This window comes from Fibrella musci, from assembly GCF_041321105.1.
Classification (GTDB): domain Bacteria; phylum Bacteroidota; class Bacteroidia; order Cytophagales; family Spirosomataceae; genus Fibrella; species Fibrella musci.
Genome location: NZ_JBGGWD010000001.1, coordinates 848,330 through 870,726 on the forward strand (window position 1 = coordinate 848,330; position 22,397 = coordinate 870,726).

The 22,397-nt window shown below is 55.7% G+C and carries 20 protein-coding genes; 8 read left to right on the forward strand and 12 right to left on the reverse strand.

Annotated features, from left to right (window positions below):
- Window positions 1–85: 85 nt before the first annotated feature.
- The 3 genes from ACAW74_RS03405 to ACAW74_RS03415 are packed head-to-tail and all read right to left on the reverse strand — an operon-like array spanning window position 86 to window position 1,530.
- The gene (locus ACAW74_RS03405) at window positions 86–604 is read right to left on the reverse strand and encodes a Spy/CpxP family protein refolding chaperone (protein WP_370696781.1); all 519 of its coding nucleotides are present in this window, start codon (window positions 602–604) and stop codon (window positions 86–88) included.
- Complete coding sequence (locus tag ACAW74_RS03410; RefSeq protein WP_370696782.1) at window positions 601–897, reverse strand: hypothetical protein; 297 nt, start codon at window positions 895–897, stop codon at window positions 601–603. The genes ACAW74_RS03405 and ACAW74_RS03410 overlap by 4 nt, the downstream gene beginning before the upstream one ends.
- Before the next feature lie 30 nt (window positions 898–927).
- Window positions 928–1,530, reverse strand: a complete 603-nt coding sequence (locus tag ACAW74_RS03415; protein ID WP_370696783.1) for an RNA polymerase sigma factor — start codon at window positions 1,528–1,530, stop codon at window positions 928–930.
- A gap of 68 nt (window positions 1,531–1,598) precedes the next feature.
- Between ACAW74_RS03415 and ACAW74_RS03420 the strand changes: the two genes are divergently transcribed.
- Together ACAW74_RS03420 and ACAW74_RS03425 are read left to right on the forward strand one after the other, a co-directional pair.
- Window positions 1,599–3,824, forward strand: a complete 2,226-nt coding sequence (locus tag ACAW74_RS03420; protein WP_370696784.1) for a S9 family peptidase — start codon at window positions 1,599–1,601, stop codon at window positions 3,822–3,824.
- 249 nt (window positions 3,825–4,073) lie between these two features.
- On the forward strand, window positions 4,074–4,628 hold the full coding sequence (locus tag ACAW74_RS03425) for a fasciclin domain-containing protein (protein ID WP_370696785.1): 555 nt from the start codon (window positions 4,074–4,076) through the stop codon (window positions 4,626–4,628).
- Window positions 4,629–4,746: 118 nt separating this feature from the next.
- Here the strand turns inward: ACAW74_RS03425 and ACAW74_RS03430 are convergent, their stop codons facing one another.
- The 7 genes from ACAW74_RS03430 to cobT form a co-directional block, all read right to left on the reverse strand.
- Window positions 4,747–6,846, reverse strand: coding sequence for a sensor histidine kinase (locus ACAW74_RS03430; protein ID WP_370696786.1), 2,100 nt, complete (start codon window positions 6,844–6,846; stop codon window positions 4,747–4,749).
- A complete protein-coding gene (locus ACAW74_RS03435; protein ID WP_370696787.1) occupies window positions 6,843–8,042 on the reverse strand; it encodes a hypothetical protein in 1,200 nt (399 codons plus the stop codon). Before ACAW74_RS03435 ends, ACAW74_RS03430 begins: the two co-directional genes overlap by 4 nt.
- Window positions 8,043–8,066: 24 nt before the next feature.
- Window positions 8,067–8,843: a DUF1361 domain-containing protein gene (locus tag ACAW74_RS03440; RefSeq protein WP_370696788.1), complete on the reverse strand. Its 777-nt coding sequence runs from the start codon at window positions 8,841–8,843 to the stop codon at window positions 8,067–8,069.
- A gap of 199 nt (window positions 8,844–9,042) precedes the next feature.
- Window positions 9,043–9,585 carry a DUF6580 family putative transport protein gene (locus tag ACAW74_RS03445; protein ID WP_370696789.1) on the reverse strand — a complete coding sequence of 181 codons (543 nt, stop codon included), beginning with the start codon at window positions 9,583–9,585 and terminating at the stop codon, window positions 9,043–9,045.
- Between the two features lie 54 nt (window positions 9,586–9,639).
- A complete protein-coding gene (cobC, locus tag ACAW74_RS03450) occupies window positions 9,640–10,236 on the reverse strand; it encodes an alpha-ribazole phosphatase (RefSeq protein ID WP_370696790.1) in 597 nt (198 codons plus the stop codon).
- A 120-nt stretch (window positions 10,237–10,356) separates the two neighbouring features.
- Complete coding sequence (locus ACAW74_RS03455) at window positions 10,357–11,142, reverse strand: adenosylcobinamide-GDP ribazoletransferase (RefSeq protein WP_370696791.1); 786 nt, start codon at window positions 11,140–11,142, stop codon at window positions 10,357–10,359.
- A 114-nt stretch (window positions 11,143–11,256) separates the two neighbouring features.
- Complete coding sequence (gene cobT, locus ACAW74_RS03460; protein WP_370696792.1) at window positions 11,257–12,300, reverse strand: nicotinate-nucleotide--dimethylbenzimidazole phosphoribosyltransferase; 1,044 nt, start codon at window positions 12,298–12,300, stop codon at window positions 11,257–11,259.
- Between the two features lie 76 nt (window positions 12,301–12,376).
- Between cobT and ACAW74_RS03465 the strand changes: the two genes are divergently transcribed.
- Window positions 12,377–12,871 carry a DUF421 domain-containing protein gene (locus ACAW74_RS03465; protein WP_370696793.1) on the forward strand — a complete coding sequence of 165 codons (495 nt, stop codon included), beginning with the start codon at window positions 12,377–12,379 and terminating at the stop codon, window positions 12,869–12,871.
- A gap of 9 nt (window positions 12,872–12,880) precedes the next feature.
- On the opposite strand, the gene ACAW74_RS03470 is transcribed toward ACAW74_RS03465, so the two are convergent.
- Together ACAW74_RS03470 and ACAW74_RS03475 are read right to left on the reverse strand one after the other, a co-directional pair.
- Window positions 12,881–14,371, reverse strand: coding sequence for a sensor histidine kinase (locus ACAW74_RS03470; RefSeq protein WP_370696794.1), 1,491 nt, complete (start codon window positions 14,369–14,371; stop codon window positions 12,881–12,883).
- Window positions 14,372–14,536: 165 nt separating this feature from the next.
- Window positions 14,537–15,484, reverse strand: a complete 948-nt coding sequence (locus tag ACAW74_RS03475) for a 1-aminocyclopropane-1-carboxylate deaminase/D-cysteine desulfhydrase (protein ID WP_370696795.1) — start codon at window positions 15,482–15,484, stop codon at window positions 14,537–14,539.
- 153 nt (window positions 15,485–15,637) lie between these two features.
- On the opposite strand from ACAW74_RS03475, the gene ACAW74_RS03480 reads away from it, so the two are divergent.
- From ACAW74_RS03480 to ACAW74_RS03500, 5 genes are all read left to right on the forward strand, one after another.
- Window positions 15,638–16,669, forward strand: a complete 1,032-nt coding sequence (locus ACAW74_RS03480) for an RluA family pseudouridine synthase (RefSeq protein WP_370696796.1) — start codon at window positions 15,638–15,640, stop codon at window positions 16,667–16,669.
- A 211-nt stretch (window positions 16,670–16,880) separates the two neighbouring features.
- A complete protein-coding gene (locus tag ACAW74_RS03485) occupies window positions 16,881–17,333 on the forward strand; it encodes a GNAT family N-acetyltransferase (protein WP_370696797.1) in 453 nt (150 codons plus the stop codon).
- 398 nt (window positions 17,334–17,731) lie between these two features.
- The gene (locus ACAW74_RS03490; protein WP_370696798.1) at window positions 17,732–18,469 is read left to right on the forward strand and encodes a hypothetical protein; all 738 of its coding nucleotides are present in this window, start codon (window positions 17,732–17,734) and stop codon (window positions 18,467–18,469) included.
- A complete protein-coding gene (locus ACAW74_RS03495) occupies window positions 18,466–21,231 on the forward strand; it encodes a carboxypeptidase-like regulatory domain-containing protein (RefSeq protein ID WP_370696799.1) in 2,766 nt (921 codons plus the stop codon). Before ACAW74_RS03490 ends, ACAW74_RS03495 begins: the two co-directional genes overlap by 4 nt.
- A gap of 15 nt (window positions 21,232–21,246) precedes the next feature.
- Entirely contained in the window at window positions 21,247–22,383 is a 1,137-nt protein-coding gene (locus tag ACAW74_RS03500; protein ID WP_370696800.1) for a DUF4249 domain-containing protein, read from the forward strand.
- The last annotated feature ends 14 nt before the right edge of the window (window positions 22,384–22,397 follow it).

The following is a 22,397-nucleotide window of genomic DNA, read 5'->3' on the forward strand; positions in this document are numbered from 1 at the left end:
TTCGTTACGAATCCTTTGTGCTTCATACTGGCTTAGACGACGCACCGCTCCTATTCCTACGGCGCGGGTCAATTTTTTCTGCGCCTTATCGCATGGGCGGTGGGCCATTATGACTGCCCGGAGGCCCCGGCTTAGCCCCCGGCGCGTTACGGAACAGGTGCGTGAGATCGTCGAGCAGCCGGGTAAACGCCGGTAGCTGCTCGGGGCGGCACAAGGCCCGAATCTGGGCGAAGTGGGCAAAATTCAGTTCGGCAACGGCCTTCTGATTGGCGGCAATCTGGCGGCTCAACGACTGGGCGGCAGCGGTATCGGGCTGTGCACGGCTCAGCAATTTGTAATAGCGTTGGTGCAGTTCGTTCGACAGTTCAGCCAGCCGCGCCGACGCCTGCCGGTGCCGATCGACCAGCGTGCGGTACTGCGCCTGTTGCGCCTCATCGAACTGAAGGCGATCGATAATCAGCGCGGCGGGGCCATCGGGAGGCGGGCCTCCGGGGAGGCCGGGCGGGTGTAACCCACGCGGGCGCAAGGCCAGATACCCCAACGTACCCAGGTTGAGCAGCAGCAGGCCCACAACGGCCCAGGTTAACAAACGGGTCTGGTTCATTCGCCGTAGAGTTGGTTGGTGGGATACAACTGCCATGCCGAAGCCAGCGCCCTAAGGCTCGCCGCCTCGCCCGCTACGTTGGCCGACGACCCAACCAGCCGCCAGTTCAGCAAGGCCAGGATCGCAAAAGAGGCGGCGGCCAGCCAAACTAGTCGTTTCGGGGCATAGGTCACCGGGGGAGCCGCTATGCGGTTCCTGATTTTAGCGTACAAAAACGGACTGGGTTCGGCCGGTTGCAGGCCGTCGAGGCTGCGCAGTACGTCGTTGATCCATTGTTGCGGCTTCGGTTCCATAAACAGATAGACGATAAACGGGGCGGATTCCTACGGCTCCCGGAAGGATTTATAAAAAGAAGCGAGTTGTTTTTTCAGATTGTCGGTGGCCCGTGTCAGCAACGACTCAACCGCCCCCACGCTCACCTGCATGACCTCGGCCGTTTCAATGTTCGACAGCCCCTCAACCCGCGCCAGAATGTAAGCGGTTTTCTGCTTGTCGGCCAGTTTGTCGATCGCCCGAAACAGCGCAGCGGCATTCTCCCGCTGATCGAGCAACACGCCGGGATGCACCGGGTCGGGCGGTTCATACCGCACCTCGTTCGTATCGGTATCGAAGAGGCTGGTCAGAAACGCAAACCGCTTCTGACGCCGTCGGTGCTTAACCCGATCGAGCGCTTTGCTGACCGTCAGTCGGTAGAGCCAGGTGATGGGACTGGCCTCGCTACGGAACGTACCTGCCGCCCGAAACACCTCCACAAAGACGTCCTGCGTGATCTCTTCGGCATCTTCGCGGTTGGGTACGTACCCCAGCGCCGTGTTGAATACCCGCCTGCTGGTTTGCTCATAAAACTGCCGAAACGCCGCTTCGTTGCCCTCCCCGATCGCGGTTAGCAGCCGTAAAAGTTCGGTTGTGTTTGGGGTGGCGGGCATCGTAACGTGCAAAGTAGTCTGCTCTGGTCGTATTTTGCCAACCAATTCCGTGCAACACACTCATCTCGATGCATTTATTCCATATTCGTCTCACCGCTGTTCTGCTGGGTACGTCGTTACTCGCCGGTTCAGCCGCTTCGGCCCAATTCCGATCGCGGGCGCTTCGGTGGTCGGCCGATGGCAACGCCGTGGTTACCATCGCCAACGGGGCCATCACCCGTACCGACGTGCGCAGCGGGCAGGAAACGCCCATTATCACCACCGCCCAGCTTACACCCGCCGGGGCCAAAACACCCATTTCGGTGGCCGATTTCGCCTTTAGCCGCGACTCGACGCAGGTACTGATTTTCACCAATACGGCCCGCGTCTGGCGCTACAACACCCGCGGCGATTATTACCTGCTCAACCGCCAATCCAATCAGCTCCGGCAGGTGGGGCCCAAACAGCCGGCCCAGTCGCTGCTCTACGCCAAACTGTCGCCCGATGGCAAACGGGTGGCTTATGTCAGCAAAAACAACCTGTATGCAGAGGAAGTCGCCACGGGGAAAGTGACCCAGCTCACCACCGACGGCACCCGGAAGCGCATCAACGGTACGTTCGACTGGGCTTATGAAGAAGAATTTGGGTGCCGCGACGGCTTCCGCTGGAGCCCCGACAGCAAACAGATTCTGTACTGGCAGGTCGACGCGAGCGGCATCCGCGACTTTCTGATGATCAACAACACCGATTCGATTTACTCGTTCACCATTCCCGTGGAGTACCCCAAAGTGGGCGAAGCTCCCTCGCCTACCCGACTGGGTGTGGTCAACGCCACGGGTGGTTCTACGCGGTGGCTTCCCCTTCCCGGCGATCCGGCGCAGCACTACCTGGTGCGGGCCGAGTGGTTCCCCAGCAGTGCGGGCGACCCCGCCGGACGCGTGATTGTGCAACAGTTGAACCGGAAACAAAACCAGAGCACGCTGTTTGTCTGCCAAACCGCCAAAAACACGGCAACGCCCATTTTCACGGAAACGGATAACGCATGGATCGACATTAAAGCCCGCTGGGATCGCGACGACCCGACCGGCTGGGAATGGACCCAAAACGGCAATGCCTTCCTGTGGGTGTCGGAGAAAGACGGCTGGCGGCACATTTACCAGATCAGCAGCGACGGAAAACAGCAAACGCTGCTCACGCCCGGCAACTACGACATGAGCGAGCTGGAGCGAATCGACGAACGCGGCGGCTACGTCTACTTCACGGCCTCGCCCGACAACGCTACGCAACGCTATCTTTACCGCGTGGCGTTGAACAGTAAGGGGCAGGAAACCGGCCCCCGCCCGGCCGAGCGGCTTTCTCCCACGACACTGGCAGGCACACACGGCTACGACATCTCGCCGAACGGCACCCTCGCCATGCACACCTTCACCAACCGCTCGACCCCGTCGGCGCGGGCGTGGGTGAGCCTGCCCGATCATGCCATTGTGCGGGGCAACGCGCCCAAAGCCAACACCGCCAAAGGCAAGAACGTCCGGTTCTTCACCGTAACGACGGCTGAGAACGTAACCCTCGATGGCTGGATGGCGCTGCCCACTGATTTCGACAGCACCAAACGGTACCCGATCGTTTTCTACGTGTATGGCGAACCGGCCGGTACCACAACCAACGACGTGTTCTCGGCGGGGCAAAACGATCTGTTTGCGGGTGATATGGCCAAGGAAGGCTACATTTACGCGGCACTCGACAACCGGGGTACCCCCACGCTGAAAGGGGCCGCCTGGCGCAAGAGCATCTACCGGCAGATTGGTCGCATCAACATCCGCGATCAGGCACAGGGGGCGCAGGCGCTGTTCAAACAACACAGCTTTATCGACACCAGCCGGGTAGCGGTCTGGGGTTGGAGCGGCGGCGGGTCGACCACGCTGAACCTGTTGTTTCAGTACCCGGCTATCTACAAAACGGGCATCGCCGTGGCGGCCGTAGCCAACCAGTTGACCTACGACAACATCTACCAAGAGCGGTATATGGGTCTGCCGCAGGAAAACCGCGACGACTTCGTGTCGGGGTCGCCCATTACGCACGCCAAAAACCTGCGTGGCAACCTGCTCTACATTCACGGAACGGGCGACGATAACGTACATTACGCCAATGCCGAGATGCTTATCAATGAGCTGATCAAGTACAACAAGTCGTTTCAGATGATGGCGTATCCCAACCGGTCGCACGGCATTTCGGAAGGCGCTGGTACGCGGCAGCACCTGAGCAGCCTGTACACCAGCTTCCTGAAAACCCACTGCCCACCGGGCGGGCGGTAATCAACCCGGCCAGACGGATTGCCCCGCCGTCATCTGACCTTCAGCTACGGGTCGGATGACGGCGGGGCTTTTTTAGGGCTGACTTAGCCAGCGACAAAGGCGGTTGTGCGGCCATCGTCAACCACTTTTCATCTTTTTTTTTGGGGTCCGCAAATCCAACTGCTTATACCTATGCGTAAGTCTGATGTTAGTCGACCAACGTTAATTCTTTTCACAAAAAACAGGCAGGTAATTCTGCCGAAAAACATCATGACTTCACTAAAAGTATGGCTGGGTGCCCTGGCCTTTTTGACCCTAGGTCACGTAGCCAACGCACAGGAAAAAACAGTAACGGTTGGTGGTGCTCCCATGTACCCGTCGAAAAACATCGTTGAAAACGCTGTCAATTCGAAAGATCACACTACGCTGGTAGCCGCCGTAAAAGCCGCCGGTCTGGTAGAGACACTCTCAGGCCCCGGCCCTTTCACGGTGTTTGCCCCAACCAACAAAGCCTTCGATAAACTACCCAAAGGCACAGTTGAGACCCTATTAAAGCCCGAAAACAAAGCCATGCTGACGGGTGTGCTGACCTATCACGTGGTTGCGGGTAAAATGAGCGCAATGGACCTGATGAACAAAATCAAGGCCGATGGCGGCAAAGCCACGCTGAAAACCGTAGCCGGTGGCACCCTGACTGCCATGCAGAAAGGCAAGAAAATCGAACTGATGGATGAGAAAGGCGGCACCTCGACGGTGACCATCGCCGACGTAAATCAGTCCAATGGTGTAATCCATGTAGTCGACAGCGTACTTCTGCCGAAGTAATTACTGTACGGACACTACCAAGTGACCATCAAAAGAAAGCCCGGACCGCGATCCGGGCTTTCTTTTGATGGTCACTCATCTCAATTCATAACGTACCCAGTTAGTCAGGTACGTTCGGTCAGAGTAGCGGAATCGTAAGCAGTACCTCTGTATACTGACCAATTTCAGTATTGATTCGGATATCGCCGCCAAGCCCCTTCGTAATGATATCGTAGCTTAGACTCAGGCCGAGCCCAACTCCCTGGCCGGTAGGCTTCGTGGTAAAAAACGGCTGAAACACTTTGTTCAGAACCTCGTGCGGAATCCCCGTGCCATTATCCTTTACCCGAAACAGCACGGCATCAGGAGTTCGCTCTGAGCTTACCCAAAGCGTCGGCTGATAGTCGGGGCCAAGCTGCCGTTGTCGGTCGCGCAGGGCGTAGAAAGCGTTCGTATACAGATTGAGCATCACCCTGGCCACATCCTGCGCCACCACGCGCACTGGGGCAAGGTTCGGCTCAAAATGGGTGTGAAGCACAAACGTGACTGAGGGGTCTTTCGCTCTTAAGTCCCGGTACGCCATCCGCAGATATTCGTCGGCTACGCTGTTCAAGTCGGTGAGTTGCCGTTCGCCGCTGCCGGTCCGGGCGTGCTCCAGCATCCCCCGAACGATACCAGACGCACGGTTACCGTTCTGGCTAATTCGTTGAAGATTTTCCGCCAGATCATGGCTGATGGTGACGGCGTCGGTAAGTCGGCCAGCTAATAACTCGGTCCGAAGTTCATCGATGAGTTCGATCGACACTTCGGAAAAGTTATTAACGAAGTTGAGCGGGTTCTGAATCTCGTGCGCGATACCCGCCGTCAGTTCGCCCAGCGACGCCATTTTTTCCCGCTGGATCAACTGCGCCTGTGCCGTTTTCAACTCATGAAGCGACTGCTGAAGCTGGGTCGATTTGTGTTCGATGTCGCGGGTACGTTGGGCCACTTCCTGCTCCAGGGTTTCATTCTGCGAGAGTAACAGTTGCTCATTTTCGAGCGTCTTCGCCAGCAACTGCTCCTGCGCCTCGGCTTTGGCCTTCTCCACATCGGCACGTTCCCATTCAAATCGTTTGGACAGCAGGAACGACAGAATAAAGCTTTCAATCAGCGTGGCCAGCGTTACGTGGCTCAATTCAGCAAAATAGGCGGGTTTCCCCGTCTGAATGTAGGTGGCCTCGGTGAGTACCAGCAAAAAATAAATAAAGTAAGCCAGGGCAAAATAGTACCCCAATCGGTTTCCCTGCTGCCCGGCTTTTACGCCGACGAAGCCCATCAGAAAAAAGGACAGCAGGGCATTGACCGTGTTGATGGCCAGAATCACCGGCATGGGTAGCAGGTACTTCAGCACGGCGTAGGTAGCAAAGTAGACGACAACTCCCCAGACGAACCGGCTGACTTTGGGTATGTAGCGCTTTGCCTCTAGAAAGAGCAGGCAATAGATTGTCTGTACCGTGACGCCGATGGTCGGGATGGTAATGTACCAGAACGTTAGGTCCAGGTTATCGATGAAATACACGACAAACCCGTCCAGAACAGCCATCGCGTAGGAAAGGTAAATCAGCACCACAACGGCATACAGCAGGTACATCCGGTTGCGGAGCGAAAAGAAAAAGAACAAGTTGCTCAGCAGCACGAAAAACATGAAGCCTACGTAAAAGCCGTAAATCAGGCGTTGCTTGTACGTTTTGACTTCGTGCGCCGACGCCTCCCAGATACTGATGGGCACGGGCTGCGAGTGGGCCAGAAACCGAACAAAATAGGTTCGTTTGCCGGGTGGAATCGGAAAAACCTGGTAATGGTGTTTCCGCACTTTTGCATCGACCGGAACACGGAAGCCCGCCGTTTGCCGGACGGTTTTACCGGCGTCATTCTGGTAATAGAGTTCCGTGATCGGCAGAAAGGCCTGCGCCACTTCCAGCAGCAGGTTATCCGTAGTAGGGTTATCAAGCGAGAAGCGCAGCCAGTGAATCCGGTCGGAGAACCCCACATTGATAATCACCTGTCGGGACGGTTTGAATCGGCCCTGAAACGCAGGTGACGACACCTGCCCGATAGTCAGATTCCCCGTCGTATCAGTCAGGATCGACACCCGGTCACCGATCGTCAGAAAATCGGATTGCCCGGTCCAGACAATCGGCTGAGCCAGCGACCAGATCGGCAATAAGACAAGCAGAAGAATAAGGAAACGTCGATTCATGCAGTCACGGGCTTATTCGGCTTAAATGGGGCTTCCTGAAAAAAGCGGGATGGAATACCCTGTAGCGTGGCAAAGGCAATCCACCAAAGCCAGCAATAGACACCAAATGGCAGGTACCCCGAATACCCGACCAGAGGCATCTCGAAGAGCTGATAGGCATTTACGTAGGGCAGGTTGTATTGCCAGTAAGCGGGGGCCATGGTGAAGAGAATCTCGCGATTGGCTCCGTGCGTGGCGCTGAAATAATTCTGTCCTTCGATAAAAAAACCCTCGACCAGGTAACTAAGGGCGATCAGCAGCGTGGGCGTCCAGTTGCCCTGCCCGATGGGGCGCAGGGGCGTCCAGACACCGACTTTATCCAGTACAGTGGCCAAAAGAATAGCTGGAGTAAGCCAAAGCGTAAAAAACAGATCTTCGGGGTATAATCCGGCCAGCACCAGCAATACAAGAGATAGCCACAGCGCGGTGGTCTTTATCCACTCGGGCAGCACGATTTTTGGCCCCTCAGAGAACCGCTCGCGGAGGGCTGGTATGGTTTTAAACAAACTGTACCATTCGAAAGCCAGCGGCAGCAACCCCGACGAGATAACGGCGGCATAAAGCAAAAACTCTTCGCGGTCGATGATATCACCTTTAGGATAGAACCAATTGTCTTCGACGAAGAAATTGAGGTACTCGAAAAGCATCCAGCCCATTACCGACGACACGCCGATACCGATTACTTCCTGCGGCACCCGACTAATAAGCGACCTGCCCTGCTGCCTCACGTAGACCCAGCCGTCGATCATGAGCGAAAAACCCCAGAAAAGAGGCATATCAGACCAGTGTAGCAACCAGGCGGGGCCTGTCGCTTTCGTCCAGAGCAGCACCGCCACCCCGCCCCACGACACCAGCCCGATCCAGAACCAGATCGGAAAACCGACTCGTTGGGTCGGGTGGGGATCAGGCTGCGGGACTGCCCGGAACCCAAACAGCCGGGGAAAAAGATACAGCACGATCACGACCACCGACAGCACCGCAAACACCAGAAAAACGGGCCAGCTGAATGCCTCCTGCTGAGGTGATGACAGCATAGGGTATGCAAAGAAGCCGTCTGGAAACAACTCTTTGTAGTGCATATAGGCACCCAGCCAGGGTAGAACAAGAATAGCCAGAATGGCCAGCAACAGGTACGTGGTCTTTCGAAGAGGGGTCATAAAGAGGCAATAGGATAGAAGGTATTAGTTGGCCAGCATGTGGTCCGGCCGGTGACGAGCCACTAATTCGCTCGATTCGATATTGTGCACATTGCGCATCATCAGAAGCAACGAACACTGGATGATGCCGAAGAGGATCATCATATAATACGGATACTCGTGTTCGGCAGACGGAAACAGCTTTGGCCAGATACTACTGATTACTTCCAGCGGATGAAACAGGAAATCGGATGAATACAGGTTTTCCTTGGTGCTGATAGCCTCGGCCTTGATCGTGCGCCCGATGTAAAAGCCGACACAACTGAGCGCAATCGCCACGCCGATCAGCGTTTTGGCAACTCTGGGGCTGTAACGTACCCGAAACAGGGTATACATGATTTTGAGCGACACGAACCCGTAGAACACCGACAGCATAGCGAATGAAAAGACGATGAGCGCGTTGAACACGACGCGGTCAACGATTTCATCCGGTATGCTGCTGGTATCGGTGGGTATGCTGGTGCGCAGTGTAACATGGATCAGGTCGCTGATCATGTATGGGCTATTGGGATAGAACAGTACCCAGAGCGACGCACCGATCCAGAAAACGACGGTACCGATGCGCTGATTGACTATCAGCATGACGTACGCGATCAGCAACGGCTCAAAGCCGGAAAACAGATTATGGAACAGAAAATTAAACTCGCTGGACCCACCCAGAATCCAGTTGCGCAAGAGCAGAATCAGAACGTTGCCAACTGTCAGAAGAAGAATGATCCGAGCGGAGTTAAGCGCGGGCCGCAGGTTTAATGTAGATGCCATAGTATGTAAGTATTTTTTGAAGTATATACGATTACAGCACCGCCTAAAGTAGCCATAAATAATAGTCAATCAATATCTTATACAACTTGTACACGTATTACACACTAAAAAAATACTTAACTAAAAGATAGTAACTAATCGGATACAAAAAAAGCCCCGACCTAAGGGCCGGGGCTTATGAAACAGAAACGATAGTCAGTTAGACCGATGCCGGGCGCAGCACCGGGAAGCGGCGTTGCAGCAAGGCGTAGCCACCGAAGAGCAGCCCGCTAAAGGCTAGATCGCCAAACACACCATTCAGGAAAAACGACTGATTGTTGTAAAAAGCCAGACCGGCGGTGTAGCAGGCGAGCAGCCCACCCGGTGTTTGCGGGTAGAAGGTGCTACCATACCAAACGGCGAAGTTGGTGATCAGGAAAAAGAGAATCGATGCCGACAGGGAGCTTGCGACTACCCGCCCGAAGGTTGGCTTTTGCAGGGCCACTACGCCGATGCCCCAGGCCAGTGCCAGAGAGCCGTAGACAGCGCCCATCGTGCTATGAAAGCCAATCAGGGCGTCGCTCAGCAGCATGGCCAGCATCGGCACCACCAGCCCGATCCATTTGCGCTCAAACATAGCGCCGCCGAAAAGAGCCATCGCCATAACCGGCGTGAAATTAGGCGGGTGAGGAAGGGTGCGCGACAGGGCAACGAGCAGAACCAGTGAAGCGGCGGTAGTCAGGCGAATATGGATTGGTTTCATTGACGAACGTGACGTATAGTGTTAAGCGTTTGGGGCGCGAAATAGCGGTTTTGTTTAACGGTTGATATACCCTATCTGATAAGTGGAGCCAGTCACGGTAAGCTTACATACAGCCCCATAGTCCAGATTGAGCCGGTAAGCATTACGCAAAGATAGGTCGAGGAACAGACAGAGCAAAGTTCGGATTACACCGCCGTGACTCACAACGTATATGGTCCCGTTCGATTGGTTTTCGACCATTGGCGCTATTTTCTCCTGCCAAAAAGCCTGTACCCGGTCGGCTAGGGCCTGAAACGTTTCGCCATTGGGTGGGGCTATCTGCACAAAATCGCTCATCCACCCATCGAGGGCGTCGCGTGGTATATCCGCCCAGGGCAGCATTTCCCAGTCGCCAAAGTGATATTCCCGCAGGCGGTCGTCGAAGTTTACTTCCACAAGGTTAGTTGCTTCACCAGCCGGCACTAGATCCTCGGCAAGCTGCCGACATCGGCTCAACGGACTCGCCCAGATAACGTCGGGCGGGGTAGTCAGATTCGTCTGAATCCGGGCCAGTTGCTCGGCATAATTATCGGCCAGCGCCACGTCTGATCCGCCGTAGCAGATCGACCGGCCAACGGCCACTTCGGTATGGCGAATGAGGTAGATGGTCATTACAGTGAACAGTTTACAGTATGCAGTACACAGTTTACAGTGAACAAATTTCTTTGCCTTGGAGCAGCTTGCCGAAGCCCCAGCCAACTGAAGACTGTTCACTGCATACTGTTCACTGTTTTACAGGCTTACCCACACCAGCGAGACATACGACAGGTACGTGATCACTTCGGTAAGTTGTTGGGTGGCCCCGAGGCAATCGCCCGTGTAGCCACCGAGCCATTTTTGAAAAAAGTGCATGAGCCGCCAGCGTACCAGCCACAGCGGCACCAGAAACAGGGCATAAATCCAGAGCCCCGACAGCACGCACAGCACCGCCGTCGGCAGTAGTCCAAATACGGTAGCTACCACCAGCGGCCAACCCTTGATGCCCCCTTTGGCAATAGGTTTAGCTTTCGATTGTTCGTCGTCGCGGGCGTAGGGCATGGCAGCGATCACTGTAGTGGCGATCCAGCGGCTGAGGCTATGCGCCGAGATGTATTTCAAGGCCACCGGCCAGCCAAACGGCTCACCGGGCAGCAACTTCATCAGGGCAAAAAACTTTACGGCCAGCAACAGCCCCAGGCCAATTACGCCATACGTTCCCAGCCGGCTGTCTTTCATGATCGTCAGGATTTGCGCCTTCGACCAGCCCCCGCCGAATCCGTCGCACATGTCGGCAAATCCATCTTCGTGAAACGCACCCGTGGCCCAGACCGTTGCAATCAGGCTCAGCAGCACCGCCAGTTCGGGCGGAAACAGCACACTGCCAACCCAATAAGCCCCAACCCCGATTCCACCGATGATCCAGCCGATGAGCGGAAAAAACACCGTCGATCGGTTGAGTTTATCCTCCGAATGATCAATGCCTTTGGGCACAGGCAGCCGCGTGTAAAACATCAACGCAGTAAAGAATAGTGTTTTCATCGTCGACAACTATGGACTGTGAATTGTGAACTATGAATTATGAGCTATGAATTGGCTGACGCATAGACACACAGGCATCAGCCAATTCATAGCTCATAATTCATAATTCATAGTTCATAATTCATTTTCGTGTTTCTCACTGACTCCGGCCTGTTCAAACGAGGCCATCTCGTTGAGCATTGCTACGGCCGCTTGAAGCAATGGATAAGCCAGCGCACAGCCCGTGCCTTCGCCCAGGCGCAGATCCAGGTGAAGCAGCGGCCGCGCCTTGAGGGCTTCCAGCATCAGCCGGTGGCCCTGCTCGGCCGATTGGTGCGTAAACACGCAGTAGTCCGGCACGGCAGGGTCCAGCGCGCGGGCCACCAGCAGTGCCACCGTGGCAATAAACCCATCGACCAGTATGACCATCCGGTTTTCCGCTGCGCGCAGCATCCCGCCTGCCATAGCGGCAATTTCCAGCCCACCCATCGCGCATAGCTGTTCCAGCGGCGCGGTCAGGTCGGCGTAGCGGTCGGCCACATCTTGCAGTACCGCGAGTTTGTGAGCCAGTTGCGCATTGGTGAGGCCAGTGCCGCGCCCGACGCACTGCTCCAACGGCAGGTCGAGCAGCCGATGCATGAGCAGCGACGCCGATGAGGTATTGCCAATACCCATTTCGCCAAAGCCTACGGTGTTACAGCCCCGGTGTTGCACCCCATCGACCAGCATGCGGCCTGCATCCATCGCAGCCTCGCAATCGTCAATAGACATCGCCGGTTCGTGGCGCATATTCCGGGTGCCGGGCTGCACCTTAAACTTAACAAAGTCGGGCGTATTGTGCTCGAACGTACCCCGCACCCCTACGTCACAAACCACCAGATTGAGCCCCTGCTGCCGGCAAAACACATTGATGGCCGCCCCGCCGTCGATGAAGTTCTGAACCATCTGGTAGGTAACCTCGGCGGGGTAGGCACTCACCCCTTCGGCCGTAATACCGTGGTCGGCGGCAAACACCAGCAGGTGGGGGTTGGTCAGTGTGGGCGTTTCGGTCTGCTGAATCAGGCCAATTTGCAGAGCCAGGGCCTCGAGTTGCCCCAACGCGCCCAAGGGTTTGGTTTTATGATCGATTTTATGTTGTAAACGGGATTCCAGTGAGTGGTCGAGTAGTGAAGCCGGCATTGTATTCAGGAAGAATTTCAAACCCAAAGTTGGTCAATCGGTTACGATTAATGGTACACTCACTAACCCAGCTGGCATGGAAAAGTTAATCTCGATTGATTGGGAGCGGATGTTCATTCCAAGCAGTTCGGTGCTTGAGATGCTTATTCGCGGTACCATCACGTACTGGATCGTGTTCGTGTACATTCGATTTGTCCGGCGCAGCAGCGGTCAACTCAACATCACCGATATCCTGCTGATCACGCTCATCTCCGACGCCGCCCAGAATGCCATGGCCGGTACGTATGAATCCATTACCGAGGGCGCCGCGCTGGTGGGTACGTTGGTCGGCTGGGATTTTTTCATCAATTGGATGGGCATCCGTTCGCCGCTGTTCGACCGCCTGAGTAACCCCGAGCCGACGCTCCTGATCAAAGATGGCGTGCTGATGAAACAGAACCTCCGCCGCGAGTTGCTTACCGAAGACGAGTTTATGGGGTTACTTCGCCAGCAAGGTATCGAGCGGATCGAAGAGGTAAAACAATGCTACATGGAAGGAAGTGGTAATCTGAGCGTCATTCCGGTGGCATAACCAGTTGGTCTATGCCGGTAGCTGGTCGGCTTTCATAGCTTGAGCGGGCAAATAAACGCTGAAGCACGACCCGCCGCCCGGTTGGCTGACCGCTGTGATAGCGCCACCGTGGTTGACGACCACTTTCTGACAAATCGCCAGCCCGATGCCCGTACCGACGAACTCATTTCGGCCGTGCAGCCGCTGAAATACCTGGAAAATCTGGTGCAGGTACTTTTCATCAAACCCAATGCCATCATCCACGATGTCGATCTGATGGTACCGCGCCGACGCCTGAGTCGGCTTAACTGTGGCGGGTAGTTGCGCGTCGGCCAGCTCGCTCGCCCGAACCTGAACGTGGGGTACGTTGCCCGGTCGGTGAAATTTGATGGCATTCGACAACAAATTCTGAAAAAGCTGCCCCAGTTGGAACGTCTCCCCCACCACCGTCGGCAGCGGACCAATCGTAAGCTGCGCATTGGTTTCCTGTATAGCCACTGACAGGTTATCCAATGTTTGCTCGAGTACAATTGTCAAATCGACTTGGGTGTCGGCAACGGGTTGCGCCGAGATGCGCGAAAAGGCCAGCAAATCTTTGATCAGCAACGACATACGCTTGGCGGCCGTCTGCATCCGGCTGAGGTAATCGCGCTCTAGTTCGGCATCGCCCGAAGCGTTGTACCGGGCTTTCAACAAATCGCCAAACTGCTGAATCTTGCGCAACGGCTCCTGTAAATCGTGACTGGCGATGTAGGCAAACTGCTGAAGGTTTTCGTTCGACTGCCGCAACTGCTGGTTGAGCTGATCGAGCGCCTGGTTGTGCGCCTGCTCCTGCTGTAATTGATGCTGCAACTCAACGTCAAGCTGCGCCAGTTTGGCTTCGTTGCGCATCCGCCGCCGCAGCTGACCATACAGCACCCAAAGCAGGAAGGCCATCACAGCCAGCGCCGACCCGGTAACCAGCCCAATGCGTTGCTGCGTGGTCTGATAAGCGGCCTGTGCCTGTTGCAGCCGTGCCTCAACCAACGCCCGTTGCTGATCGTTTAACGCTTTGGCAATGGGGCGCATCTGGAATAGCAACTGACGCCCCTGTTTCAGCAACTCTTCTGACCCCACAGAAACGACTGTCTGTCGCTGATTGATAAGCTGCTGGCTAACGCCCAACCGCTGATTGATTAACTGTCCCAGTTCTCTGACCTGAGCTTGTGCCTGCGGCTGCTGACGAAGTAGCCAATCGAGCTGAGTTAACTGCTGGGGAAGCTTTTGACTGACGGACCGAAATGACTGAAGGAACTCGCGCTTCCCCGTCAGTTCATAGCTCCGGGCGTCGGTTTGCAAATCACGCGACGCATTGGTTAGCTGTTCAATCTGAGCGATTACTTCGTATGTATCCCGTACTTGTTCGTTGACCTGCTGCTCCCGCTGGTTACTCTGCCAGGAGAGGTAGGTGGTCAGGCTGAGCAGTAAAAAAATGCACAAGAAAGCCGTCGCAATGAGCAGATTGGTCCGCTTTAAAGTCATGGTCTAAACGTTGAGTCAGCAAGATAATCAAGCCGATCGACCTAACGAACTAGTGTGTACTGTACGAGTTCAATTGCAATAAAATGTTTATCATTTATCTGTTTAGAAAACATATCTACTCAACCAGCTCACCGCTCATTCGCGCTCTGGTCATCCATAAATACGTCATGGTTGGCCTATTACTTGCAAACCACCGGTATGGACGGCTACAACCCCGGCCTGCTCGGGGAAATGACCCCGCCGGGCCAGATCGTAAAGGGCATAGAGCAGTTTGCCCGTGTAAGTCGGTTCGAGCCAGACGCCCGTCTGCTCCCGAAAAATCCCGATAAATTCATCCAAAACGGGCGTGGTGCGGGCATACCCACCGAAATGATACTGGTTGATTACCTGCACTTCAGGTGGCAATGAACTAGGTAACGCGGCAAAATTGACGGCGCCTTTCAGGGCCGAAACACCCAACACCTGCACCGGGTCGGGAGCCGATGCGATTAGCCCGGCCAACGTACCTGCCGTTCCCACGGCACAAGCCACTGTATGCGGTAACGGATGTCCCCTATACGTACCTGACGATAATCCCGTTTCGCGCCATTGCTGACAGATTTCGGGTATGATTTCGGCTGTTCCCTGGATCGCCAAGGCATTGGTGCCTCCCTCCGGCACGAGGTAGCAGGGCCCAAACTGCGCCTGCAAACCGGCCAGGTACGTTGGGTCGGCTGCCCGTTTGTAATCGGTTCGGCTCACAAAATGCAGGTGCATTCCCTGCTCCCGGCAGAACGCCAACGTCCGATTGAGCGGGCGGTGGGCAAGTTCATCGCCGCGTACGACACCGATCGTCTGGAAACCGAACAGCTTCCCTGCGGCGGCGGTCGCGTGGAGGTGGTTGGAAAACGCCCCGCCAAACGTGAGCACGGTCGACAGGCCCTGTTCGCGCGCCGCCAGCAGGTTATACTTGAGTTTCCGCCATTTATTGCCCGATACCAGCGGGTGCAGCTGATCGTCGCGCTTCAGAAACAGCCGGATCGGCACCGGCTCGGGAAACGGGTCGGGCAGGTAGTCGAGCGCCGAATGCCCGACAATCTGGTTCAGTTGCGCCGCTAAATCAGGTAGAGGCATGTAATTTTGGGTTTGATATAGCACGCGGATAACGCGGATTGAGCGGAGTTACACGGATTTTTTGATAGGTATCAAAGCGATGCTTTCTTGAAATCAGTTTGAAAAGTCCGTGTAAATCCGCTCAATCCGCGTCATCTGCGTTCCAATGACACTATGCTAGACACACAACTCGACGAAACCGAAGACAATGACGACCTGTATGAACACCACCGGATTGTGGTGGATCCGGGTCAGGCGATGCTTCGGATTGATCGGTTTTTAGATTCAAAACTGGCCAATGCCACCCGCACCAAGGTACAGGCGGCCATCGACGCGGGCGGCATTCAGGTAAACGGGAAACCCACCAAAGCCAGCTACAAAGTAAAGCCCGGCGACCTGATTGTGCTGTCGCTGCCGCATCCGCCCCGCGAAACCACCGTTATTCCGCAGGACATTCCGCTCGATATTGTCTACGAAGACAACGAGTTGCTGGTGGTGAACAAACCGGCGGGCATGGTGGTGCACCCGGCGCACGGCAACTGGGACGGTACGCTGGTGAACGCGCTCGTTTATCATATGCAAAACCTGCCCACGGGCCGCAACGGCGAGGGCCGGCCAGGGCTGGTGCATCGCATCGACAAAGACACGTCGGGCCTGATGGTGATTGCCAAGACCGAATACGCCATGAGCCACCTAGCCCGGCAGTTTTTCGACCATACCATCGAACGTACCTACGTGGCGCTGGTGTGGGGCCAACCCGACCCCGCCGACGGCACCATTACGGGCTACATTGGTCGTTCGGCTGCCGACCGCAAGGTGATGACCATCTACGACGACGAAACGAAGGGCAAATGGTCAGTGACGCACTACCGCACCCTGGAGCCGATGAACTTTGTCTCGCTGGTGCAATGCAACCTCGAAACCGGACGTACCCACCAGATTCGGGCGCATTTCCGGCACATCGGCCACCCACTATTCAACGATGCCATGTATGGCGGCGACCGTATCCTACGCGGCAGTGTGAACGGGTCGTTTAAAGCCTTTGTGGGGAATGCCTTCGCGCTGTTGCCCCGGCAGGCGTTGCATGCCCGTTCGCTGGGCTTTACCCATCCCAAAACCGGCGAGCGGCTTCAGTTCGACTCGCCCCTTCCCGCCGATTTTCAGGCCGCGCTGGATAAATGGCGGGCGAGAATCGATGCACAATGAATAATGTACGATGTACAATGCACGATGAACAATGTACGATGAACAATGTACGATGAACAATGTACAATGCGTAAGCATGCCATACAACCTATAGCTTTGTAGCGCCATTGTTCACTGTTCAGTGCGCATTGTTCATCGTACATTATTCATTGTGCATTATTCATTATTCATCATCCACTGTCCACTCTTCTTTTTCACCCTTCCTCTACTCATGATCACAATCCGCACCGGCACTCCCGCCGATGTTCCGCAGGTATTCGACCTCATCCGCGAATTAGCCGTTTACGAAGAAGCGGCCAACGAGGTAACCAACACCGCCGAGCAACTGCTCGAAGACGGCTTCGGCCCCAATCCACTATTTGGCTTGCTGGTGGCCGAAGACGGAGAAACCCGGAAACTGGTTGGCATCGCGCTGTATTATTACCGCTATTCGACCTGGAAAGGGAAGCGGTTGTATCTGGAAGACATCATCGTGACCGAAAGCCACCGCGGACAAGGGTTGGGCAAGGAGTTGCTCGACGCCACCATCGAGCAGGCCAAAGCCACCAAGTGCACAGGTATGATGTGGCAGGTGCTCGACTGGAACAAACCCGCCATTGGCTTCTACAAACAATTCGGTACCCGCTTCGACGACGGCTGGACCAACTGCCATTTAGATTTTTAGATCCAATTGCCGGCTAGATCGATACGTGCACTGACGTCATTGATCGCTCATTCTTGGCTTGCCGCAACCAGTAGCCATCGGCAGGACGGCCGCCCCTCACCTACTCCCTTTTGGGAGGTAACCCTTACTAATCAGAAAGCGGAAAAGTGCTTTCCGTTTAGTAAGGGTTACCATATACAACGTGATTTTTTACGCAGTGAATAATACGCTCTCGTTCGAACGGACTGGGAATCAGCCGTCTGCCATCGCATTGCTCAGACCACGCAACGTCGCAGGTGGCAACGGATCGTTCAATAAAATGTAGCCATTGATTGCCGATTGGCACAAAGTAGGGAACGTCGATCAAACCCTTTAGTCCTGTACAAACCGGATACGGTTTTATCGGTTGCTCAGACGTTATGATCGCTTCCTCCTGTCCGCTGCTCAGGCTTGCCCTGCTGCTACTATCCCCTTTGCTGATTAATGGCGTTCGGGCTCAGTCGACGTTTGTTCAGCAGGCACAGGATCAGGCCATCCGCACTTACGAGCAGCGACTGCAAGGGCAGGCGCACGCCCAGGAAGGCCATCTGTATGTGGGACATGACCCCCGCATCAAAATACATCCCTATTTTCAGACTGATAGTTTGCAGCGGGGCACGGTGCAGCTCAACGGCGTCCGCTACCGCGATCTGCAACTGCTGTACGACGTCGTCCGGGATCAGGTGGTGATTCAGCCCACCGGGAGTGGCTACCGGCTACAGGTACCCATGGAAAAAATGGCCAGTTTCTCGCTGGGCAACAGCCAGTTCACCTGGATCAATGGCGATAGCCTGGCGGGCGTTCGCACGGGATTTTATGAAGTCATCTACAACGGCCGGGTCAAAGCGCTGGCCAAGCGCGTAAAGACCATCGAGGAAGACCTGTACGATGGCAGCTACAAAGGGAAGTACCTGATCAAAGACAAATTCATTGTTCAGAAGCAGAACGCCTTTTTCGAGATAAAAACCAAGCGAAGCTTCCTGAAACTGTTCCCCGATCAGGCCAGGGAGTTGCGCCGGTTTATTCGAAAAAACGCCCTTCGGTTCAGCGCCGACAGGCGGGAGCAGGCGATTGCCCAGGCTACGCAACGGTACGACGAATTAACGCGCGGGCTATGATGCAGCTATATCGATTCGTTCTTCTGGGGTACCTGACCACTTGGCTCGTCAATACGGGGGTTGCCCAGACCAAAAACGACCCGCTCATCAGCGGGGATTTCCGCCAGGTACGTTTCAGCCAGTTTGTTCAAGCGGTTGAGGCACAGACTTCGTCGCGCTTTTTCTACAACCCGGCCGATACCGACAGCCTGATTGTGAACCTGCGTGCCGACAAACAGCCGCTACAGGCCCTGCTGAACCAACTGGTTGCCGGCACAAAGCTCAGTTATTCGATTGACAACCAGCACCAGGTGTACATCACCGCCGGCCGGCCCATCCGAACGCAGTTGCCCATTGGGTTCTTTGTTCGAGGCGCTGTCGACGACGATACGACGGGCGCGACGTACCTGACGGAAATGCCGAAAATACGAGCCGAACCTGAAAGCCGGTTGTACGAAATCGGCAAACGAACCAACCCCATCCGGCCTGGTCGGGCCACGCTGGCCGGGTACGTCCGCAACATAGCGTCGGGCGAGCCGATTGTGGGTGCGGCCATTTATATTGATAATCCGCGCGTCGGTACCGCCTCTGATCAATTCGGGTATTACTCGCTGACCTTGCCCCGGGGTCGGCACGACCTAAAAATTCGGAGTACCGGCCTGAAAGATACCCACCGCCGGATTGTGCTGTACGCAGACGGCAAGTTCGATATTGACCTGGAAGACGACGTGATTGCCCTGAAGGAGGTGGTCATCGAGGCGGAAAAGGACGTCAACATCTCGGGTCTGCAAATGGGGCAGGAACGCGTCGACATCAAGAGCGTCAAGCAGATACCTACGGCGTTGGGGGAAGCCGATCTGCTACGGGTCATCCAGACATTGCCTGGCGTGAAAACGGTGGGCGAAAGCTCGACCGGGCTGAACGTGCGCGGCGGGGCCACCGACCAGAACCTGATTCTCTACAACGACGCCCCAATCTACAATTCGTCGCACCTGTTCGGCTTTTTCTCGGCCTTCAACCCCGACCTGATCAAGAGCGCCGAATTGTATAAAAGCGCCATCCCCTCGCGCTACGGCGGTCGGCTGTCGTCGGTGCTGGACGTGCAGACCCGCGACGGCAACAAAAAGAAGTTTATTGGCTCGGGCGGCATCGGGCTGCTGACGGGCCGCCTGACGGTGGAAGGGCCGATTCTGAAAGACAAAACATCGTTCATCGCCGGTATCCGAACGACTTATTCCGACTGGCTGCTTAAACAGTTGCAGAATGCGGCTTTCCGGAAAAGCGACGCGCAGTTCTACGATCTGAACGCGCACATCACGCACGAAATCGACGAGAAAAATACGCTTTACCTGACCGGCTACCTGAGCCGCGACCGGTTTACACTAGGCAGCGATACGGCCTACGCCTACCAGAACAAAGTCGCGACGTTGAAATGGAAGCACGTTTTCAGCCAGAAGCTGTACAGCGTTTATACGGCCAGTTACAGCGGTTACGAATACCGGGTATCAAGCGTATTGAATCCGGTGAACGCCTACCAGCTCGATTTCGGCATTAACCAGTCGCAGTTGAAAGCGGATTTCAATTTTTACCCGACCAATCAGCACGCGGTCGACTTTGGTATCAGCAGCATCTATTACAAACTCCGGCCAGGTACGTTCCAGCCGCAGGGCGCCGAGTCGCTGATCGTACCGCTGAGCGTGGGGACCGAACAGGGGCTGGAAAGCGCCGTGTATGTCGGCGATCGGTTCGACATCAGCCCGCGCCTGTCGGTCAGTGGTGGGCTTCGGTACTCGTTTTTCCAGTATCTGGGGCCGCGGGGCGTGTTCCAGTACGTACCTGGGGAGCCCCGCACCGTCGACAACATCACAGACACCATCCCTTACGGGCGGAATCAGGTCATCCAGACCTACGGCGGCCCCGAATATCGGGTCGCGCTCCGCTACGCGCTCTCGTCGTCGGCCTCGGTAAAAGCCAGTTTCAACCGTACGCGCCAGTACATTCAGATGCTCTCAAACACGACGGTCATTTCGCCCACCGACATCTGGAAGTTAAGCGACAACAACATCAAACCGCAGGTAGGCGATCAGTTTGCCGTGGGGGTCTACAAGAATAACCGGACCAACACGATTGAGCTGTCGGTGGAGGCGTATTACAAAACCATGCGGAACCTGATCGATTTTCGGAACGGGGCCACGCTGCTGCTCAATCCCCACATCGAAACCGACGTCGTAGCTGCCGAGGGGAAAGCCTATGGCGTGGAGTTTCTGGTGAAAAAGATGACCGGAAAGCTGAATGGCTGGCTGAGTTACACCTACGCCCGCACGTTTCTGCGCTCCACCGGGCAAGCAGAAACCGACGTCATCAATCAGGGCCAGTATTACCCGAGCAGCTTCGATAAACCCCACGACATCACGCTGATCAGCAATTACAAGATTAACCGCCGGTTTAGCCTGTCGCTGAATTTCACCTACAGCACGGGGCGGCCCATTACGCTGCCCATTGCCAAATACACGGCCGACAACGCGTTGCGGTTACTGTATTCGGAGCGAAACCAGTACCGGATTCCGGATTATTACCGGGCCGATTTTGCGATGAACATCGAAGGCAATCACAAGGTCCGGAAACTGGCGCATAGCTCGTGGACCATCGCCGTGTACAACCTGACCGGTCGCCGGAATGCCTATTCGGTCTATTTCAAGTCGGAAAACGGAGTCATCAACGGCTATCAGCTGTCGATTTTTGGGCAACCGATTCCCTCGATAACGTATAATTTCAGATTCTGAGACGAAGCGCTACGGATGAAAAACAGCATCTATCAACAGGTTTTGGGCGGGTTGCTCGTGCTACTGGCAGCGGCGAGTTGCGTAGACCCGTACCGCCCACCCGAGATTGCCGCCCCCGCCAGCTACCTGGTTGTCAACGGCTTTTTCGACAGCACACCCGGCGCCACCACGTCTATCCGGCTGAGCCGGAGCCAGAACCTGAGCGACAAAAATGCCCCCACGGCCGAAAGCGGGGCAACCGTCACGATTGAGAGTGCCCGTAACGCCATATACACGTTGCAGGAAAGCCCGGGCGGTATCTATTCCCTGGCCGGTATAACCCCCGTCTCGGGCGAAACCTACCGGCTGCACATCCGGACGGCTGCCGGAGGCGACTACGTCTCCGATTACGTACCTGTGGTGAAAGCGCCTCCCATCGACAGCGTGCACTGGACGGTAGAGAACGACGGCGTTCAGTTCAACGTATCGACCCACGACCCAACCAATCGCACCCGGTATTTCCGCTGGGAATTCGACGAAACCTGGGCCTATACGTCTGCCTACTACTCCGGCTACATCTACAATGACAAGACGAAAGCCGTCGAGCTGCGGCAGGACAATATCTTTAACTGCTGGAGTTCGACGAGTTCTAAAAACATCCTGACGACGTCTACCGCCCGGCTAAGTCAGGCTATTGTCAACCGGTTTCCGCTCACGTTCGTGGATGGCCAGTCCATGAAATTTCAGCGACGCTACAGCCTACTGGTCCGGCAGTACGCCCTGACCCAGGCGGGGTACAACTACTACGATCAGCTCGCAAAAATCACCCAGAACGTCGGCTCGCTGTTCGACCCGCAGCCGTCGCAGCTTACCGGCAACATGCGCTCAACCAGCAACCCCGCCGATCTGGTGCTGGGCTTCTTCTGGGCGGGTGACGTAAAGACGAAACGGATTTTCATCGGACGCGCTCAATTACCCAACTGGCGCACCGCCACGGGCTACGAGCTGTGCGATGTTGACACACTGTCGCTGGCCCAGATTCAGAAGACGCAGCCCGGCATTATGGCCGAATCGGGCATGCCGGGACCGCTTTACCTGACGACCACCTTCGAATGCATTGACTGCCGGATGCAGGGGGGCATCAATAAGAAACCTGATTTCTGGGACGAGTAAAACGCACTGACTAC

What these genes read in the sequence shown, in the direction of transcription:
- ACAW74_RS03430 (WP_370696786.1), bottom strand. Translation starts at nt 6,846, where the DNA reads ATGAATCGACGTTTCCTTATTCTTCTGCTTGTCTTATTGCCGATCTGG.
- ACAW74_RS03485 (WP_370696797.1), top strand. Translation starts at nt 16,881, where the DNA reads ATGATCACAATCCGCACCGGCACTCCCGCCGATGTTCCGCAGGTATTC.
- ACAW74_RS03470 (WP_370696794.1), bottom strand. Translation starts at nt 14,371, where the DNA reads ATGACTTTAAAGCGGACCAATCTGCTCATTGCGACGGCTTTCTTGTGC.
- ACAW74_RS03415 (WP_370696783.1), bottom strand. Translation starts at nt 1,530, where the DNA reads ATGCCCGCCACCCCAAACACAACCGAACTTTTACGGCTGCTAACCGCG.
- cobT (WP_370696792.1), bottom strand. Translation starts at nt 12,300, where the DNA reads ATGCCGGCTTCACTACTCGACCACTCACTGGAATCCCGTTTACAACAT.
- ACAW74_RS03425 (WP_370696785.1), top strand. Translation starts at nt 4,074, where the DNA reads ATGACTTCACTAAAAGTATGGCTGGGTGCCCTGGCCTTTTTGACCCTA.
- ACAW74_RS03445 (WP_370696789.1), bottom strand. Translation starts at nt 9,585, where the DNA reads ATGAAACCAATCCATATTCGCCTGACTACCGCCGCTTCACTGGTTCTG.
- cobC (WP_370696790.1), bottom strand. Translation starts at nt 10,236, where the DNA reads ATGACCATCTACCTCATTCGCCATACCGAAGTGGCCGTTGGCCGGTCG.
- ACAW74_RS03410 (WP_370696782.1), bottom strand. Translation starts at nt 897, where the DNA reads ATGGAACCGAAGCCGCAACAATGGATCAACGACGTACTGCGCAGCCTC.
- ACAW74_RS03435 (WP_370696787.1), bottom strand. Translation starts at nt 8,042, where the DNA reads ATGACCCCTCTTCGAAAGACCACGTACCTGTTGCTGGCCATTCTGGCT.
- ACAW74_RS03480 (WP_370696796.1), top strand. Translation starts at nt 15,638, where the DNA reads ATGCTAGACACACAACTCGACGAAACCGAAGACAATGACGACCTGTAT.
- ACAW74_RS03440 (WP_370696788.1), bottom strand. Translation starts at nt 8,843, where the DNA reads ATGGCATCTACATTAAACCTGCGGCCCGCGCTTAACTCCGCTCGGATC.
- ACAW74_RS03455 (WP_370696791.1), bottom strand. Translation starts at nt 11,142, where the DNA reads ATGAAAACACTATTCTTTACTGCGTTGATGTTTTACACGCGGCTGCCT.
- ACAW74_RS03495 (WP_370696799.1), top strand. Translation starts at nt 18,466, where the DNA reads ATGATGCAGCTATATCGATTCGTTCTTCTGGGGTACCTGACCACTTGG.
- ACAW74_RS03465 (WP_370696793.1), top strand. Translation starts at nt 12,377, where the DNA reads ATGGAAAAGTTAATCTCGATTGATTGGGAGCGGATGTTCATTCCAAGC.
- ACAW74_RS03475 (WP_370696795.1), bottom strand. Translation starts at nt 15,484, where the DNA reads ATGCCTCTACCTGATTTAGCGGCGCAACTGAACCAGATTGTCGGGCAT.
- ACAW74_RS03405 (WP_370696781.1), bottom strand. Translation starts at nt 604, where the DNA reads ATGAACCAGACCCGTTTGTTAACCTGGGCCGTTGTGGGCCTGCTGCTG.
- ACAW74_RS03420 (WP_370696784.1), top strand. Translation starts at nt 1,599, where the DNA reads ATGCATTTATTCCATATTCGTCTCACCGCTGTTCTGCTGGGTACGTCG.
- ACAW74_RS03500 (WP_370696800.1), top strand. Translation starts at nt 21,247, where the DNA reads ATGAAAAACAGCATCTATCAACAGGTTTTGGGCGGGTTGCTCGTGCTA.
- ACAW74_RS03490 (WP_370696798.1), top strand. Translation starts at nt 17,732, where the DNA reads ATGATCGCTTCCTCCTGTCCGCTGCTCAGGCTTGCCCTGCTGCTACTA.